The following is a 16,746-nucleotide window of genomic DNA, read 5'->3' on the forward strand; positions in this document are numbered from 1 at the left end:
ACTATTCCCCGAGGCAACGGCTGAAGCCTCTTCCCGACTGAAGTCGGGGGGTTTCCTCCAAAAAGCGGGACACTAAACGAACCTCCGGCGAGTAGCAGATATATAGGGGCGAGAGCGCGGACTGCGATACCTAACGTTAATATCGGTTCTCCAGTCCTCCTTAACGGAGCAGGGCCCGGCATTTACTCTGACGGCAACGGCGACGTTTATACGCAAGCCGGACTTCATGGTGTCATAAACACTCGAACAGGTGAGTTTAGCCCGACTAACTGAGGTCAACGTCGGCGGCGAGGGGGAGTGCAGTGACATGGTGCCAGCGACAAAAAGATTGACCACTTTGCTCGTTGTCGGCGGGCTGTTGGTAGGTACTATGGTCGGCTGGGGAATTTCCAAAATTCCCGAGGGCTCCGCCGAACCTGTCCCATCTTCAGCCGTGGAACCGGCGCCACAGGCTGATAGCGCTGTCTCAACGCGCTGGATGCTGACTTATAACGGAGCGATTGTCATTGGAGAAAAATTCGAGACTGAAGCTGAATGTGAGAAAGGGCGCCACCACTATATAGACACCATAGTCGTCCGGGTGAGGACACAGATGGAACACCGTTGGGGAAGGGGATACACGGGGCTCGAATACCCATACTTTCGAGCGGATATGACTCAGGGTGAGGCAGCAATCAGAGAAGCAGAAGCAACATACTGCAGTTCTTATTCTCTTTAGACTGCAGTCGAGTTCAACCATCCCGCACAAGAACTTCGCAGATGTCATGCCCAGGGGTGTGGCCTAATATCTGAGCACGGGAATCCAGCCATCCGTGACTGGGCCGTCGAACAAAATCGCAAAAATTCCGAAAAATTCCGCGAGCTATCATCAAGCCCCCCACCCCCTGTCGTGAAATCAAATCCCCCCTATGGGGTCTCCCTGGGGAAAATAATCCTTTTTCGTGTCGCTCTCCGAGACTGCATTCGCCAGCACAGTAGTCGGTTGCTTAAGGCTGGTTCGACACGGATGGAATACGCCCAGCATCAACTTGGCGACGGTATCGCCGGGCTCCACGGGCTCTCGTTCAGGCAGGGAGCGGCCAGCAAGCCGAATCTCGACGACCTGATTGCTATCTGATTGCTAGATGGCCTTGATCGAGCCGCAAGCGTAGCGGGCTTATATGTAAGTTATTGAATTTATGGTGAGCCCTGCTGGATTCGAACCAGCGACCTACTGATTAAAAGTCAGTTGCTCTACCGACTGAGCTAAGGGCCCCCTGCGGTTGCCTGGATGGTCCGGACAGCGGGTGAGGCGCTTCACCTAGTCAGGCTTTCCTCTGCGGTCAACTGGCTTTGGCTTTTTTAACCGCGCATGCAGGTGACGGGGTGTCAATCCGGTTACCGGATCGCGCCATTGTGCGGTGATCTGAACCATGGGAGCGAGCACGAATGTGCGTTCACGAAAGCTACGGTGAGGGATGGTAAGATGCTTGTCTGCGTATATGCCGCCGGACCAGAATATAATATCAAGGTCAAGTGTCCGCGCACCCCAACGTCGCCCGGTGCGTCGCCCGAAATAGCGTTCAAGGCGCTTGAGGAAGCTCAGAAGTTCAATCGGGCACATACTGGTTTCAATGAGGGCGACCGCATTTGCGAAAGTGCGGCGCGAGGGGCCGATTGGAGGCGTCATGATGATCGAGGATACGCTGCGTAATTTCAGATCCTGATCGTTCAGCCTGTCCAGCGCGGCCATGATCACGCCACGCGGCCCTCCATGTCGGAAATGAGGCCGGTTGGATCCGAGCGCGATGACATACTGGTTTGCGGGCATTCAATTCGACCTATCGCTAGCCTGGACCGAAGGAAAGCTCCATTTGGGACATGCGGGGGCGTCCCGCTCGGTTTTCGCATGAAATCATGTTAAACTAGCCTGACGGTTGCCGGAATTAAGAGCAAGCCGTTGGTTTGATGCATGTCATCACCGAGCAAACTATGCCGTGACGAACATTTTCGTGGCAAAAGGCTGGAACGATGCAGAAAGCGTTAGCAACATGTGCCGCGTGGGGAAGGGAAGCCCCATTCTGGCGTGCTGCGGCCCTGCTGTTGCTGGGAATGGCGTTGTTGGGCGCCCAACCGCGTCCCCCCGCTGTCGTGCTCAATCTGGATGGAGCGATTGGCCCTGCAACGGCCACCTATGTGTCCAGAGGTCTGGATAAAGCCGCCGAAAAAAACGCGCCGCTGGTCGTCTTGCGGATCGATACGCCCGGGGGCCTCGATACATCGATGCGGACGATCATCCGGGATATTCTGGCTTCTCCGATCCCGGTCGCAACCTTTGTCAGTCCCAGTGGCGCGCGGGCGGCAAGTGCAGGTACATTTCTCCTGTACGCAAGCCATATCGCGGCGATGGCGCCCGGAACTAATGTCGGAGCCGCGACACCCGTACAAATCGGGGGATTGCCGATAGGGGACGGCGATGAAGAGAAAAAGAAGGACGCGGCCAAATCAGGTGACGCCATGACGGCAAAGGTGACCAACGATGCCGTCGCCTATATCCGATCGCTCGCCGAAATGCGTGGACGCAATGCCGATTGGGGAGAAAAGGCTGTCCGCGAGGCCGCAAGTCTGTCGGCTAGCGCCGCCCTGAAGGCAGGCGTCATCGACCTGGAAGCGAGAACAGTCACCGAATTGCTTGATAAGGCAGATGGTCGACAAGTGCACGTGGGAGGCCGCAAGCTGACGCTCCACACGCGCGGTCTGAGCATCGAACAGATCGAACCTGATTGGCGCACCACTTTGCTTAGCGCAATCACCAATCCCAATGTTGCCGTCATTTTGATGATGGTGGGACTATATGGTCTGATTTTCGAATTCATCAATCCAGGGTCGTTATATCCCGGAACGATCGGCGCGATATGTTTGCTGCTGGGATTTTATGCCTTCGCGGCGTTGCCGGTCAATTATGCGGGCATGGCGCTGATGGTTCTGGGCATCGGCTTGATGATTGCTGAGCATTTTACGCCATCTTTCGGGATATTGGGCCTGGGCGGAGTCGTGGCTTTCGTTCTGGGCGCGGCCATATTGATCGATACTGACGTTCCGGAATTTCAGATCGCCTGGCCAGTGATTGGCACACTTGCCGCTACAAGTCTGGTTTTCGTGCTGGCTATCGGCCGGCTTGCGTTTTTCGCTCACCACCGACCGGTAGTGAGTGGACGGGAGGAGATGATCGGCAGGAACGGTATCGTACAGGACTGGAGCGGCGATCAGGGCCATGTCTTCGCGCATGGCGAACGGTGGAACGCGGCCAGCGCCGCTCCGTTGCACGTTGGAGAGCATGTTCGGATTCTGGCGCTTGACGGCCTTACACTGCGCGTCGCGCCCGCTCCACCCCCGCAAGCCGAAGGAGAATAGCATCATGTATACCCAACTTGCATATTACATTCCGGCAGCCATCCTTTTGCTGATTTTTCTGTCGGCGGCGATAAAGATATTGCGGGAATATGAGCGGGGCGTGGTTTTCACGCTGGGTCGCTTTACAGGAATCAAGGGACCGGGACTTATCATTCTGATCCCCTTTGTGCAGCAGATGGTCCGCGTTGACCTGCGCACCCTGGTTCTCGACGTGCCGACACAGGACGTCATCAGCCACGACAACGTTTCTGTGCAGGTGAACGCCGTCATTTATTTTCGTGTCATGGACCCCGAAAAGGCCATCATTCAGGTCGAAGATTTCATGCAGGCGACAAGCCAGCTTGCGCAGACAACATTGCGGTCCGTTCTGGGTAAGCATGAACTGGATGAAATGCTGGCCGAGCGAGACAAGCTTAACCGGGATATTCAGGAGATACTGGATGTCCAGACCGACAGTTGGGGAATCAAGGTCGCCAATGTCGAGATCAAGCATGTCGATATCAATGAAACCATGATCCGCGCCATCGCTCGTCAGGCCGAGGCGGAACGCGAGCGCCGCGCCAAGATCATCAATGCCGAAGGCGAAGAACAGGCTGCGCAAAAGCTGTTGGAGGCCGCTCAGATTCTGAGCCGACAACCCGAAGCCATGCAATTGCGTTTCTTGAGTTCACTCAACATCATCGCGGGCGAGAAAAACTCGACCATCGTGTTCCCATTCCCGCTGGAGTTCGGGAGTTTGCTAAAGGGTGTTCATGTGGGGAAGGAGTGAGCAGAAGGCGTTTATGCTGCCTGCTGCAACTGCAATTCCATCCTGCCCCAGATTTCAACCAGTGCCGCCGTCAAATCGCGCATCATCGCTTCGTCATGCGTTGGGCCGGGCGTGAAACGCAGCCTTTCAGTGCCGCGTGGCACGGTGGGGAAATTGATCGGCTGTACATAGACGCCATATTCGGCGAGCAGGATATCGCTGATCCGCTTTGCCTTCACCGGGTCGCCGACCATCAGCGGAACGATATGTGTCGTCGATGGCATAACTGGAAGGCCCGCCCCCGCAAACATATCCTTGAGCGTCTGGGCCGCCTCCTGCTGCCCTTCACGCTCCATGCTGGATGCCTTCAAATGCCGCACGCTGGCAAGCGCGCCAGCGACCAGCACCGGCGACAGGCTGGTCGTAAAGATGAAACCGGGGGCGTAGGAACGGATGACGTCTATGATCACCTTGTCTGTGGCAATATAGCCGCCCATCACACCGAATGCCTTGCCCAGCGTACCTTCGATAATGGTTATGCGATGAGCAACCTCGTCGCGGTCGGAAATGCCGCCGCCGCGCTGGCCGTACATACCCACCGCATGAACTTCGTCCAGATAGGTGAGCGCATTGAATTCATCGGCCAGATCGCACAGTTCCGCGATAGGCGCGACATCGCCATCCATCGAATAGACGGATTCAAAGGCGATCAGCTTGGGCGCTTCGGGATCGGCCGCTTCCAGCAATTCGCGCAAATGCGCAATGTCATTGTGCCGGAACACCTGCTTTTCGCAGCCTGAATTACGAATGCCGGCGATCATTGACGCATGGTTCAGCGCGTCGGAAAAGATAATGCAGCCGGGCAGTATTTTTGCCAGCGTCGAAAGGGTGGCGTCGTTTGAGACATAGCCGCTGGTGAACAGCAGAGCGTCTTTCTTGCCGTGCAAGTCGGCAAGCTCAGCCTCCAGATCGACATGATAATGTGTATTTCCGCCAATATTGCGCGTGCCGCCGGAACCTGCACCCACATCATGAAGCGCTTCCTCCATCGCGGTCACGACCTTGGGATGTTGCCCCATGGCGAGGTAATCGTTGGAGCACCAGACAGTGATCGGCTTTGGGCCATTATGTCCGGCAAAGCAGCGCGCATTGGGATAGGAACCTTTATTCCGCAATATATCGATGAATACACGATAGCGGCCTTCGCCATGAAGCCGCTCAATCGCCTGCGAAAATATATGCTGATAGTTCACTTAATATCCTGCCCGCACGTTTGCCCGTTCGTATCATGCGCCAATACCTGCTGAAAGATTGTTTTTCCAGCAAGAACCGTTCGCAATAAACAGATAATGCGCAACCACGCCATTAGCGGAAGGCGCAAGCCATGTGCCAATCATGAAAATTTAACAGCCTGATAGAGAGCCTTGCGAGCCTACAGCCCTTTAATTTCCGTCAGGTTGAATGCCGCCAGCGCAGGGGCCAATGCCTGGATATCGGGCCCCAGTCGGGTAAAGACGGCAGTTCCTTCGACTGGGTGGTCAGGCCATGTCTGTCCCTGAGTAAGATACGCGATCCGACGCGCAATGCCGTCGCCGCCATGCATGAATGTCAAAGGACGAGGACTTGCGGCGGCAAGTTCCGCTTCGACCAGTGGGAAATGCGTGCAGGCGAGCACGACAATGTCCATACGGTCACCGCCTTCCTGCTCCAGCAACCCGGCCAATGCCCGTGACGCTATATCGGGGTCGAGCGGTTCGCCCCGTAGCTTGGCCTCCGCCAGATCCACGAGTTCGGAGCTGCCATGGCGCAATACGGTGCAATCGGCGCCAAATTCCTGCGCCAGTCGATCGACATAGGGCTGGCGCACAGTCGCCTGTGTGCCCAGCACGCCGATTACACGGCTTTTGGACCCCAGCGCAGCAGGCTTCACGGCCGGAACCGTGCCGACGACGGGGATGTCCAGCGCGGCGCGTATAACGGATAAAGCGATGGTCGATGCGGTATTGCAGGCAATGACCGCAAGGCGGGGCCGGTATCGTTCCACCAAGCGCCCCAGCAATGCTGGAACCCGCGCGGCGATTTCCGCTTCGGTCTTTGTGCCATAGGGATAGAATGCGGAATCGGCGACATAAACTACGGGTGCATTCGGCAGCAACGATAGGGTGGGAGCCAGAATCGACAGTCCGCCGACACCGGAATCAAAAAAGAGCAGGGGTGCGATTCCAGGAGTCATCTAAGTCCGATATGTTGTTGTCTGCGTGACGGTCTTTTAATGATCCCGTCGCGCTTGTCGAAGGATATTCCTGCCATCTTGCTGTCCTGCACTCATTGCCGTCCTTCCCATTGCGGCAATGCAGTAAGGGTCTATAGTTATTTGGGCAGAGGGTGAGAGTGGGATTTAATGGATATTATATGGCTCCCGGCGACGGTGCTTGTGCTGGGCTATCTGCTTGGTTCGATTCCTTTCGGTCTGTTGCTGACCAAGGCGGCAGGCGGGGGTGATTTACGTTCGATCGGGTCGGGCAATATCGGCGCTACCAATGTGCTTCGCACAGGAAAAAAAGGGATAGCTGCGGCAACCCTGCTGTTCGACATCGGCAAGGGCGTGGCCGCAGTGCTCGTTGGCGCGATCTTGATGGATGGCGGCGGGGTTCTGGGCGGCGCTGGCGCATTTTTTGGCCATTGTTATCCTGTGTGGCTTAATTTCAGGGGAGGGAAGGGCGTTGCAACCTATCTGGGCATAGCCTTGGCCCTGCACTGGCCCTGTGGTCTCATTTTCGCGGTTGTATGGATATTGGCGTTCCTCCTGCTGCGCTATTCTTCGGTAGGGGGTATGCTCGCCGCCATTTCAGTCCCGGTAAGCGCGGCAGCTTTTGGCCGTTTCGAACTTGTTCCACTTTTCCTGGCCCTCACGCTGCTTGTATTGTGGAAACATCGTGGAAATATCATGCGGCTTCTTGCCGGCACTGAACCCAAGGTGGGCCGAACACATTGAGAATAGATAATTTCGGGGCGCAGGATCAGCTCGCTCGCCTGCAACTCATTCGTTCAGCCAATATCGGGCCGGTCACCTATTTTCATCTCATTGCCCGCTATGGCACAGCGGAGGCGGCGTTGCGCGCCATTCCCGGCCTTGCTGCGCGTGGCGGCGGACGTGCGCCGCGCCTCGCTGACCTTGCCACGATAGAGAGGGAGGTCGAACGCGTGCAGGCGCTCGGTGCGCGCTATCTGTTTGTCGGGCAGCCTCATTATCCGCATTTGCTGGCTGAAATAGAAAACGCGCCACCCGTGTTGATGTATCGAGGGCACCTTGGCCTGCTCGATCGACCAATGATCGCGATGGTTGGCGCGCGGAATGCGTCGGCGGCCGCCTGCCGCTTTGCGCGAGGCTTGGCCCGTGATTTGGGTCGTTCAGGGGCAAGTATTGTGTCAGGCCTTGCTCGCGGCATCGATACTGCGGCGCATGCGGGATCGCTGGAAAGCGGTACGATTGCAGTCATTGCGAGCGGCATAGACATTGTCTTTCCGCCGGAGAATGCGGCGCTTCAGGAAAAGATAGCTCAGGAAGGACTGTTGCTGGCCGAACAGCCGCCGGGTACGGAGCCGCGTGCACGGCATTTCCCTTATCGCAACCGCATCATTGCCGGACTGGCCGCCGGGACGGTAGTTATGGAGGCTGCCCCCCGGTCAGGTTCATTGATTACAGCACGGCTTGCAGCGGAAGCGGGCAGGGAGGTGATGGCCGTGCCAGGATCTCCGCTTGATCCGCGAGCACAAGGTTGCAATGGCCTGATCCGTGAAGGCGCAACGCTGATTCAGAGCGCTGCCGATGTCATGGAATCGGTGGGTCCCATGGACGCGCGGTTCGTTCGACAGCACAATACACCTTTCGCCCATGAGCCGGTTTCCGTCGATGTGAACGAAAGGGAGCGGCAGGGCATCGTACGCCTGCTCAGTCTGACGCCAACGCCGGTCGATGAACTTATCCGCCAGTCAGGATCGCCACCTGCTATCGTTCAGACAGTGCTGCTCGAACTGGAACTTGCGGGGCGTCTGGAACGACACGCAGGCGGCAAAGTTTCACTGGTCTGACGCTCTCCACTTGCTCGGACCCTATGGATGCGCCTATCCAGCGCCCTCTTGACGGCGGGGGTGGTTCATCGCCAGCCTCGTGCGTGTACGCGTAAGACCGGGAAAACTGAACACATGCAGCTTGTCATCGTCGAATCGCCGGCCAAGGCGAAAACCATCGAGAAATATCTGGGTGGGGATTATCGCGTGCTGGCGTCCTACGGACATATTCGTGATTTGCCAGCGAAGGACGGCTCGGTCGATCCCGATAATGGCTTTGAAATGGCCTGGGAAAATTATGCCGACAAGGGCAAACAGCTCAAGGCCATTACCGACGAGGCAAAAAAGGCCGACCGCCTGATTCTCGCAACTGACCCTGATCGGGAGGGCGAAGCGATCAGTTGGCATGTGCAGGAAGTTTTGAGAAAGAAAAAAGCGCTTCCTCAAAAGGTTGATCGCGTTACTTTCAATGCCATCACAAAGGATGCCGTGACGCAGGCGATGGCGCACCCGCGTGCTCTGGACGAAGATCTGATCGATGCATATCGCGCCCGTCGCGCTCTGGATTACCTGGTCGGTTTCACCCTTTCACCTGTTTTGTGGCGCAAGCTTCCCGGTGCAAAATCGGCGGGTCGTGTGCAATCGGTGGCGCTGCGTCTTGTTGTAGAGCGCGAACGCGAGATCGAATCGTTCAAGCCGCAGGAATATTGGTCCGTCGCTGCCGAAATGGAACAGGACGGCCAGAGCTTCACCGCGCGCCTTGTTCGTTGGCGTGGCGATAAAGTCGAAAAATTGACGCTGGGTACAGAGGCTGAGGCCTTGGCTGCCAAGGCGGATGTCGATGCCGGGCAGTTCAAGGTCGAGAGCGTTGAGACGAAGCCAATCACCCGCAATCCGCCGCCGCCGTTCACGACTTCGACAATTCAGCAGGAGGCCGCACGCAAACTGGGTTTTTCTGCCAGCCATACGATGCGGATTGCGCAGCAGCTATATGAAGACGGCGCGATTACCTATATGCGGACAGACGGCGTGCAGATGGACGGCAGCGCCATTTCGGCTGCGCGGAAAGCCATCACGGACCGTTACGACGGCGCTTACGTCCCCGACAAACCGCGCCAGTATCAGACCAAGGCAAAAAATGCGCAAGAAGCGCATGAAGCTATCCGCCCCACTGATTTTACGCGTGATCGAGCAGGATCTGGCGATCATGCAAAGCTTTATGAACTCGTTTTCAAACGGGCCCTGGCAAGCCAGATGGCTTCCGCCCGTATGGAGCGCACGACAGTCGAACTGCGTGACGGCACCGGTCGGACGGGCCTGCGCGCAACTGGACAGGTGGTTATTTTTCCGGGCTTCCTGACATTGTATGAAGAAGGCGTCGACGACAGCGACGATGAGAATGGCAAATTGCTGCCACGCCTGAAAGACGGCGATGCGCCAGCCAAGAAGTCGGTGACCGCCGACCAGCATTTCACCCAGCCGCCGCCGCGCTACAGCGAAGCGAGTCTGGTCAAAAAGCTGGAGGAACTGGGCATCGGTCGCCCTTCGACATATGCCTCGACGCTGCAAACGCTCAAGGACCGCGATTATGTGCGGATCGAAAAAAACCGTTTCTTTGCCGAAGAGAGCGGGCGGCTCGTAACCGCATTTCTGGAACGTTTTTTTGAACGCTATGTCTCCTATGATTTTACCGCTGGGCTAGAGGATGAACTGGACGAAATCAGCGGCGGTCGGGCGTTGTGGCAAAAGGTCCTTGAGGCCTTCTGGCGCGATTTCAAGCCGAAGACGGTTGAAGTCATGGAACAGAAACCCTCTGACATCACTGCCGAACTGGATACGTTCCTTGCCCCCATGCTGTTCCCCGATAAGGGCGACGGAAGCGACCCGCGTGCCTGCCCGCTGTGCAGCGATGGCAAACTATCCCTTCGCGGTGGACGTTTTGGCGCGTTTATTGCCTGCTCAAACTATCCTGAATGCAAGTTCACCCGTAAATTCGGCCAACCCGGCGGCGATGCCAATGGAGACAGCAACGGCCCCGAAATATTGGGTCAGCACCCCGAAACCGGATTGGACATCGTCCGCAAATCCGGACGTTTTGGTCCCTATATCGAAATGGGCAGCGGCAAGGAAGCGGTACGTGGCTCCATTCCCCGCGATATTCCGGGCGAAGATTTCGGTCTGGAATGGGCAATCAAGCTGCTGAGCCTGCCGCGTACTATTGGCGATCACCCTGAAACCGGGAAACCGATTACCGCCAGCATAGGCCGCTATGGCCCCTATCTTGCCCATGACGGCAAATATGCCAAGCTTTCGGGTACATTGGAGGTGTTCGATACCGGCATGAATGCGGCAGTCGCAAAGCTCGCCGATGCCGCCAACAGGGGCGGTAGGGCGGCGGGGGCAAGCCGTGAGCCGTTAAAGCTGCTGGGCGCGCATCCCCGCACGGGTATGGAGATCAAGCTGATGGACGGGCGTTATGGCGCCTATGTCACAGATGGCACGACCAACGCTACATTGCCAAAAACAGCAGAAAAGGACGCCCTTACATTGGAGGAGGCCGCTCAGCTTATCGACGAGCGCGCTGCCAAGGCTCCGGCGAAAGGGAAGAAAAAGACAGCCCCCAAGAAAAAAGCAGCATCGAAGAAGCCTGCGGGCAAGAAGGCGAAGGCCGGCTGATTTCAGTTGGAGCGTAATCTGCAAAGTCTCACCATTGTTTTGCAGATCATTCATTCCCACGCGCAACAAAAAAGAGGCGGCCGTTACTGGCCGCCTCTCATTTATTCCGCAGTGAACGCGCGATTATTCAGCGGCGTTTCCAGCGGCGTTTTCAACGGCAGTCGCGTTTTCAGCAACGTTTTCCATTACCGCAGCAGAATTTTCTACGACGTTTTCAACAACTTCGTTCGAAGCGTTGGTTGCTTCTTCAGCAGGCTTCTCACCGCATGCGGCGAGGGCCATCAGGCCGGCTGCAGCAAAGACAACAGCGAATTTGTTCATGTTATAAGGCTCCCATAGCAATAAGTCGCTTCGAAGCATTACGCCCGTCGCGAGCGGTCCGCATTAACGTGCGCGCACGGAACGTCAATAGTTTTTCGCAAGGCCGAGCGGTTTCTTTACGCGAACGAAATGCTGTTCTCCCCCTGAAAAGCTGCTTTCTTCGCAATATACAACAGACGATGGGGCAGGGGGAAACTACGCGCCATTCTGGGTAAGCTGGCGGGGAAGGCCTTGCTCAATGCGCCATGCGTATTACATTATGGCCAGAGGCGGGATAACCTTGCTAATCCATGGCCATTACTGCCTGTTCTGACGGAGACGAGGCCTGCCGTTAAAAGCGGATTTGCCAACGCGCCTCCGCTCGGTTAGTTCACGCGCAAATTCTCACCCTTTTTGGATCGTGGAGTCACCATTTATAATGGCCGTGCAATACAGCTTCGTCATGAAAGGCCTGACCAAGACCTTTCCCGGCGCTAACAAACCCATTTTCAATAATATCCACCTGCAATTCCTGCCTGGCACCAAGATCGCCGTTATCGGCGTCAATGGCGCGGGCAAGTCGACCTTGATGAAGGTCATTGCCGGCATAGACAAGGAATTTCAGGGGGAGGCCTGGGCCGCCGAAGGGGTCAAGGTCGGCTATTTGGCACAGGAACCGGAACTTGACGCCAGCAAGGACGTCAAAGGCAATGTCATGGACGGCGTGCGTGCTGTTGCCGACATGATGGACCGCTTTAATGAAATCAGCATGCTGATGGCCGATCCGCCTGAAGATGCCGATTTTGATGCACTGATGACCGAAATGGGCGAGCTTCAGGAAAAAATTGACGCGGTCGACGGCTGGACGCTCGACAACCAGTTGGAAATCGCCATGGAAGCGCTACGCTGCCCACCAGGTGACGCCGATGTTACATCCCTATCGGGCGGTGAGAAGCGCCGCGTGGCACTCTGTCGCCTGCTGCTCGAGAAGCCGGACATTCTGCTGCTCGACGAACCGACCAACCATCTGGACGCCGAAAGTGTGCAGTGGTTGGAAAATCACCTTATCAACTATGCGGGCAACGTCATTCTGGTGACCCATGACCGCTATTTCCTTGATAATGTCGTCGGCTGGGTGCTTGAACTCGATCGTGGTCGCGGCCTCCCGTTTGAGGGCAATTACAGCGCATGGTTGGAAGCCAAGGCCAAGCGCATGGTGCAGGAAGATCGTGAGGAAGCGGGGCGGCAGAAGGCGATCAATGAAGAGCTGCAATGGATTCGGCAGTCCCCCAAGGCGCGCCAGACCAAGAGCAAGGCTCGTATCCGTGCCTTTGACGAACTGGTCGAAAAGCAGAATGCCCGCGCCCCCGGCAAGGCGCAAATCGTTATCCAGACGCCCGAGCGTCTGGGTAGCAAGGTGATCGAGGCCAAGGGCTTGACCAAAGCCTATGGCGACAAGCTGCTGTTCGAAAATCTTGACTTTACCTTGCCTCCAGGGGGTATTGTCGGGGTGATTGGTCCCAACGGCGCGGGTAAATCCACGCTGTTCAAGCTCATTACCGGCAAAGAGCAGGCCGATGGCGGCTCTATCGAGGTCGGCGATACAGTGAAGCTCGGCTATGTCGATCAGAGCCGCGATCATCTGGACCCCAATCATAATGTCTGGGAAGAAATTTCGGGTGGCCATGACCTGATGACTATCGGCAAGCATGAAATGCAGACCCGCGCCTATGTGGGTGCTTTTAATTTCAAGGGCGTCGATCAGCAGAAAAAGGTTGGTCAGCTATCGGGTGGCGAACGCAACCGTGTCCATATGGCGAAGTTGCTGAAAGAGGGCGGCAATGTGTTGTTGCTCGACGAACCGACCAACGATCTTGACGTCGAAACGCTGCGCGCATTGGAAGATGCACTGGAAAATTTCGCTGGTTGCGCCGTGGTCATCAGCCATGACCGCTTCTTCCTTGATCGTCTGGCAACGCATATCCTGGCGTTCGAGGGCGATAGCCATGTGGAATGGTTTGAAGGAAACTTCGAATCCTATGAGGAAGATAAACGCCGTCGTCTGGGCGATGCGGCAGACAGGCCGACGCGCCTGGCATATAAAAAATTGACGCGCTGAACTGGCTCGACCGATAAAAAGCCCTTCCTCGATAGGGAGGGGCTTTTATCGAATTCGCTTCACAAATATCTGCCCGCCCTCACGCCGTTCTGTCTTAAAGATCGGTACGGCTTCAAACAAGTCAGAGAGGCGGGGATAACCATAGTTGCGTGCGTCGAAGCTGGACCTGTTGCCTGCAATTTTGCCAACTTCAGAAAGGCGGGCATAGCCCTTGTCATCGCGCTTGACGGCATCATAGGCAGCCACGAGAAGATTGATAAGTTCCGGATCGATCGCATCACCACCTGCGGCCACAGGCGTTTCAGACGTAACCGGCGTATCAGCAGCCTTTTTCTTTTCTTTTTTTACCAAGGCACCGACATCGATGAAGCGCGTGCAGGCTTGAATAAATCCCTGTGGCGCCTTTGTGGTGCCAAAGCCATAAACGGGCAGGCCATCTTGCCGAATGCGCATGGCGATCGGCATGAAGTCACTATCACTGGACATCAGGCCAAACCCATGAACCCGGCCACTGTAGAGTAGATCCATCGCGTCGATCGTCATTTTCATATCAGTGGCATTCTTGCCTTTGGTGACGTCGAATTGCTGATAGGGTTCAATGCCATGGCTGAGCGTCATATCCGCCCATGCCTTGAGCGCGGGCTTTCGCCAATTGCCATAGGCCCGACGGATGTTCACGGTGCCCAATTCTGCCAGGACAGTCAGGACCGGATCAAGTGAGGCGGCTGAAGCATTATCAGCGTCAATGAGGAGTGCGATATTGGGACTGACCTCCGAAGCATTGTGAACCATAGTCTCCACACCTGATGATTGCGAAATATCGACGGCTGGCACCTGCTTTATGGAGGAGGCGCTTAAGTCACGCCGACGCAAACTGCCCCGTGTTTTCATCCAATAGATTTAGCACGCCGTCTGATATGGCGAAAAACGCACCGATGAGGCGCAGTTCCCCATTGCGTTCCTTCTCCCGAATGCAGGGGAAGGTACGTAAATTTTCCAGACTGACTTTCACGCCCTCATGTTCCATCGCCCGATGGGATTCGGGGCTGTGTTCGTTCCCAAATTGAGCCACAACCTTGGCACGGGCATCATCCAACAGTTCGATCCAGTGCGCGATAAAGCCGCCTTCGCCGGGCGGAGCGTCTTTGAGCTCCTGCGTCAATGCCGCATGGCAGCCTCCGCAGCGACCATGACCCATGACCAGTATCTCGCTTACCCCAATAACCTGCACAGCAAATTCCAGTGCGGCGGAGACGCCATGGCGGCCGGGAGCAGTTTCAAAAGGCGGCACCAGCGCGGCGACATTGCGCACGACAAAGACTTCGCCGGGATTGGTGTCGAAAATCTGCGCCGGATCAACGCGGCTGTCGGAACAGGCGATAATCATCACGCCGGGACTCTGCCCATCGCGCAATTCATCCCATCTTTCTCGCTGCTGTGCCCAACCTGTTTCGCGGAAACGGCGGTAGCCTGCCAGCATGTTGTCAAAGTCGGTCATGCGTTTCGCATATGCATAGTTACAGGAGGGGTGGCAAGTGATCCACTACATCGCTATCTGGGCAATATGAACGAAGTAACCCGCATTGAACCCGACAATCCACGTCCAGAACGGCAACGCAAGCCCGATTGGATTCGCGTCAAAGCACCCACCAGTGCCGCTTTCGCTGAAACTAAACGGCTGATGCGATCGAAAAATCTGGTCACTGTTTGCGAAGAGGCTGCTTGCCCCAATATTGGCGAGTGCTGGACCAAGAAGCATGCGACAGTCATGATCCTTGGCGATACATGCACGCGGGCCTGCGCCTTTTGCAACGTAAAGACAGGCATGCCGCGTGCTGTGGACAAGTTGGAACCCCAGCATGTAGCCGAGGCCGCTGCCCAAATGGGGTTGAGCCATATAGTCATCACTTCGGTTGATCGTGATGACCTGCCCGATGGCGGGGCAAGTCAGTTCGTCGAGGTAATTCGAGCATTGCGCGATATGACGCCGCAAACAACTATTGAGATCCTGACTCCGGATTTCCGTAACAAGGCAGATTCGGCCATCGAATCGATTGTCCAGGCGCGGCCCGATGTTTACAATCATAATCTGGAGACGGTTCCCCGGCTTTACCCTACGATCAGACCAGGCGCGCGATATTATGCCTCGTTGCGCCTGCTCGAAAGCGTGAAGCGGCATGATCCCTCGATTTTCACCAAATCCGGAATCATGCTGGGTTTGGGCGAAGAGCGGTTGGAAGTTCATCAGGTGATGGACGATATGCGCTCTGCCAACATCGATTTCCTGACCATGGGCCAGTATCTGCAACCAACGCCGCGTCATACCAAGATCATCGACTTTGTGACGCCGCAGGCTTTTGACGCCTATGCGGCGATTGCGCGGGCGAAGGGCTTCTTGCAAGTGGCGTCGAGTCCCCTCACACGTTCAAGCTATCATGCTGGCGAAGATTTCGAACAGATGCGCGCGGCGCGTCAGGCCAAGCTGGCCAGAGAGAGCAATGCCAAAGCATAGTGAAACCCGCCATCTGCCGTACACGCCGGAACAGATGTTCGACCTTGTATGCGATGTCAGGCGTTATCCCGAATTTTTGCCTTGGGTCAGCGCCGTTCGCGTGCGTTCAGACAGCAGTACCGCGATGGAAGCTGATCTGATTGTGGGATTCAAGGCCTTACGCGAAAGCTTCACATCACGCGTGCACAAGATTCGTCCGACTGAAGTCGATGTCGATTATCTCGACGGCCCGTTGAAATATCTCCACAACCATTGGCGTTTCCAGCCTGATGGGGCAGGAGGGACGTTGGTTGAATTCTCCGTGGACTTCGCCTTTAAAAGCCATCTGTTCGAAATGCTTGCGGGGCAAATGTTCGACCGGGCACTGCGCAAGATGATCGGTGCGTTTGAAGAGCGGGCAAAGGCGCTTTACGGGGCAGCATCCGGCATCAGCAATTCCAGCGCGCACAGCGCTGCCTGAAGCCGTACCGATCCGCGCCCTTCATTGGCAAAGACGCGCGTGTCGGCAATGACGTTTTCAGGATCCTCCACCCGCTCTGCCTTGGCAAAAACGACGGTGCCGACGGGTTTCTTTTCACTGCCGCCGTCCGGTCCCGCGATTCCCGTGATGGCGACCGCCACGTCGGCTTTCGATTCATTGAGCGCCCCTTGCGCCATGCCCCAGGCGACCGCGATCGATACTGACCCGAATGTTTCAAGAACATCCTGACTGACCTTAAGCAATTCCATTTTTGATTCGTTCGAATAGGTGACGAATCCCGTTTCGAACACATCGGAAGATCCAGGAATTTCGGTGAGCGCCGCTGCTACAAGCCCGCCGGTGCAACTTTCCGCCAGCGCGATCGTTCGCCCCGTGGCTCGATTCGCGTCGATCACCTTGCGCGCGGCTTCAACCAGCTCGATGGGAAGAAGGGTGTCGATCATGGC

At 56.3% G+C, this 16,746-nt stretch carries 15 protein-coding genes and 1 tRNA gene; 8 read left to right on the forward strand and 8 right to left on the reverse strand.

The window, feature by feature from the left end; all coding sequences use genetic code 11:
• Positions 1–1,179 precede the first annotated feature (1,179 nt).
• Positions 1,180–1,255, reverse strand: a tRNA-Lys gene (locus tag L3X40_RS11905).
• A gap of 45 nt (positions 1,256–1,300) precedes the next feature.
• Positions 1,301–1,810, reverse strand: a complete 510-nt coding sequence (gene folK, locus L3X40_RS11910; RefSeq protein ID WP_237365864.1) for a 2-amino-4-hydroxy-6-hydroxymethyldihydropteridine diphosphokinase — start codon at positions 1,808–1,810, stop codon at positions 1,301–1,303.
• Positions 1,811–2,010: 200 nt separating this feature from the next.
• Here folK and L3X40_RS11915 point away from each other — a divergent pair, with 200 nt between their 5' ends.
• Together L3X40_RS11915 and L3X40_RS11920 are read left to right on the forward strand one after the other, a co-directional pair.
• A complete protein-coding gene (locus tag L3X40_RS11915; RefSeq protein ID WP_237365865.1) occupies positions 2,011–3,393 on the forward strand; it encodes an NfeD family protein in 1,383 nt (460 codons plus the stop codon).
• A gap of 4 nt (positions 3,394–3,397) precedes the next feature.
• Positions 3,398–4,162, forward strand: coding sequence for a slipin family protein (locus L3X40_RS11920; protein ID WP_237365866.1), 765 nt, complete (start codon positions 3,398–3,400; stop codon positions 4,160–4,162).
• A gap of 11 nt (positions 4,163–4,173) precedes the next feature.
• Here the strand turns inward: L3X40_RS11920 and hemA are convergent, their stop codons facing one another.
• The gene (hemA, locus tag L3X40_RS11925; RefSeq protein WP_237365867.1) at positions 4,174–5,394 is read right to left on the reverse strand and encodes a 5-aminolevulinate synthase; all 1,221 of its coding nucleotides are present in this window, start codon (positions 5,392–5,394) and stop codon (positions 4,174–4,176) included.
• Between the two features lie 179 nt (positions 5,395–5,573).
• A complete protein-coding gene (murI, locus tag L3X40_RS11930; RefSeq protein ID WP_237365868.1) occupies positions 5,574–6,374 on the reverse strand; it encodes a glutamate racemase in 801 nt (266 codons plus the stop codon).
• A gap of 168 nt (positions 6,375–6,542) precedes the next feature.
• Here murI and plsY point away from each other — a divergent pair, with 168 nt between their 5' ends.
• The 3 genes from plsY (at position 6,543) to topA (ending at position 10,888) form a co-directional block, all read left to right on the forward strand.
• Complete coding sequence (gene plsY / locus L3X40_RS11935) at positions 6,543–7,136, forward strand: glycerol-3-phosphate 1-O-acyltransferase PlsY (protein WP_237365869.1); 594 nt, start codon at positions 6,543–6,545, stop codon at positions 7,134–7,136.
• Positions 7,133–8,233: a DNA-processing protein DprA gene (gene dprA, locus L3X40_RS11940; RefSeq protein WP_237365870.1), complete on the forward strand. Its 1,101-nt coding sequence runs from the start codon at positions 7,133–7,135 to the stop codon at positions 8,231–8,233. The genes plsY and dprA overlap by 4 nt, the downstream gene beginning before the upstream one ends.
• Positions 8,234–8,347: 114 nt before the next feature.
• Positions 8,348–10,888, forward strand: coding sequence for a type I DNA topoisomerase (gene topA / locus L3X40_RS11945; RefSeq protein ID WP_237365871.1), 2,541 nt, complete (start codon positions 8,348–8,350; stop codon positions 10,886–10,888).
• Between the two features lie 123 nt (positions 10,889–11,011).
• Here the strand turns inward: topA and L3X40_RS11950 are convergent, their stop codons facing one another.
• Positions 11,012–11,209 (reverse strand): hypothetical protein, encoded by a 198-nt coding sequence (locus tag L3X40_RS11950; RefSeq protein WP_237365872.1) that lies wholly within the window; start codon positions 11,207–11,209, stop codon positions 11,012–11,014.
• A gap of 418 nt (positions 11,210–11,627) precedes the next feature.
• Between L3X40_RS11950 and ettA the strand changes: the two genes are divergently transcribed.
• A complete protein-coding gene (gene ettA, locus L3X40_RS11955) occupies positions 11,628–13,307 on the forward strand; it encodes an energy-dependent translational throttle protein EttA (RefSeq protein ID WP_237365873.1) in 1,680 nt (559 codons plus the stop codon).
• 45 nt (positions 13,308–13,352) lie between these two features.
• On the opposite strand, the gene L3X40_RS11960 is transcribed toward ettA, so the two are convergent.
• Positions 13,353–14,099 carry an NYN domain-containing protein gene (locus L3X40_RS11960; RefSeq protein WP_237365906.1) on the reverse strand — a complete coding sequence of 249 codons (747 nt, stop codon included), beginning with the start codon at positions 14,097–14,099 and terminating at the stop codon, positions 13,353–13,355.
• 67 nt (positions 14,100–14,166) lie between these two features.
• The gene (locus tag L3X40_RS11965; protein ID WP_237365874.1) at positions 14,167–14,805 is read right to left on the reverse strand and encodes a carbonic anhydrase; all 639 of its coding nucleotides are present in this window, start codon (positions 14,803–14,805) and stop codon (positions 14,167–14,169) included.
• 66 nt (positions 14,806–14,871) lie between these two features.
• Between L3X40_RS11965 and lipA the strand changes: the two genes are divergently transcribed.
• Together lipA and L3X40_RS11975 are read left to right on the forward strand one after the other, a co-directional pair.
• A complete protein-coding gene (lipA, locus tag L3X40_RS11970; protein ID WP_237365907.1) occupies positions 14,872–15,819 on the forward strand; it encodes a lipoyl synthase in 948 nt (315 codons plus the stop codon).
• The gene (locus tag L3X40_RS11975) at positions 15,806–16,279 is read left to right on the forward strand and encodes a type II toxin-antitoxin system RatA family toxin (protein WP_237365875.1); all 474 of its coding nucleotides are present in this window, start codon (positions 15,806–15,808) and stop codon (positions 16,277–16,279) included. The genes lipA and L3X40_RS11975 overlap by 14 nt, the downstream gene beginning before the upstream one ends.
• Here the strand turns inward: L3X40_RS11975 and L3X40_RS11980 are convergent.
• The gene (locus L3X40_RS11980) at positions 16,228–16,743 is read right to left on the reverse strand and encodes a CinA family protein (RefSeq protein ID WP_237365876.1); all 516 of its coding nucleotides are present in this window, start codon (positions 16,741–16,743) and stop codon (positions 16,228–16,230) included. The two genes, L3X40_RS11975 and L3X40_RS11980, sit on opposite strands and share 52 nt — an antisense overlap.
• Positions 16,744–16,746: the final 3 nt, after the last annotated feature.

Source organism: Rhizorhapis sp. SPR117, from assembly GCF_021742065.1.

Excerpts from the sequence above, each read along its gene's own strand:
- folK (WP_237365864.1), bottom strand. The coding sequence starts at position 1,810 with ATGCCCGCAAACCAGTATGTCATCGCGCTCGGATCCAACCGGCCTCAT.
- L3X40_RS11915 (WP_237365865.1), top strand. The coding sequence starts at position 2,011 with ATGCAGAAAGCGTTAGCAACATGTGCCGCGTGGGGAAGGGAAGCCCCA.
- L3X40_RS11920 (WP_237365866.1), top strand. The coding sequence starts at position 3,398 with ATGTATACCCAACTTGCATATTACATTCCGGCAGCCATCCTTTTGCTG.
- murI (WP_237365868.1), bottom strand. The coding sequence starts at position 6,374 with ATGACTCCTGGAATCGCACCCCTGCTCTTTTTTGATTCCGGTGTCGGC.
- plsY (WP_237365869.1), top strand. The coding sequence starts at position 6,543 with ATGGATATTATATGGCTCCCGGCGACGGTGCTTGTGCTGGGCTATCTG.
- topA (WP_237365871.1), top strand. The coding sequence starts at position 8,348 with ATGCAGCTTGTCATCGTCGAATCGCCGGCCAAGGCGAAAACCATCGAG.
- L3X40_RS11950 (WP_237365872.1), bottom strand. The coding sequence starts at position 11,209 with ATGAACAAATTCGCTGTTGTCTTTGCTGCAGCCGGCCTGATGGCCCTC.
- ettA (WP_237365873.1), top strand. The coding sequence starts at position 11,628 with ATGGCCGTGCAATACAGCTTCGTCATGAAAGGCCTGACCAAGACCTTT.
- L3X40_RS11960 (WP_237365906.1), bottom strand. The coding sequence starts at position 14,099 with ATGGTTCACAATGCTTCGGAGGTCAGTCCCAATATCGCACTCCTCATT.
- L3X40_RS11965 (WP_237365874.1), bottom strand. The coding sequence starts at position 14,805 with ATGACCGACTTTGACAACATGCTGGCAGGCTACCGCCGTTTCCGCGAA.
- lipA (WP_237365907.1), top strand. The coding sequence starts at position 14,872 with ATGAACGAAGTAACCCGCATTGAACCCGACAATCCACGTCCAGAACGG.
- L3X40_RS11975 (WP_237365875.1), top strand. The coding sequence starts at position 15,806 with ATGCCAAAGCATAGTGAAACCCGCCATCTGCCGTACACGCCGGAACAG.
- L3X40_RS11980 (WP_237365876.1), bottom strand. The coding sequence starts at position 16,743 with ATGATCGACACCCTTCTTCCCATCGAGCTGGTTGAAGCCGCGCGCAAG.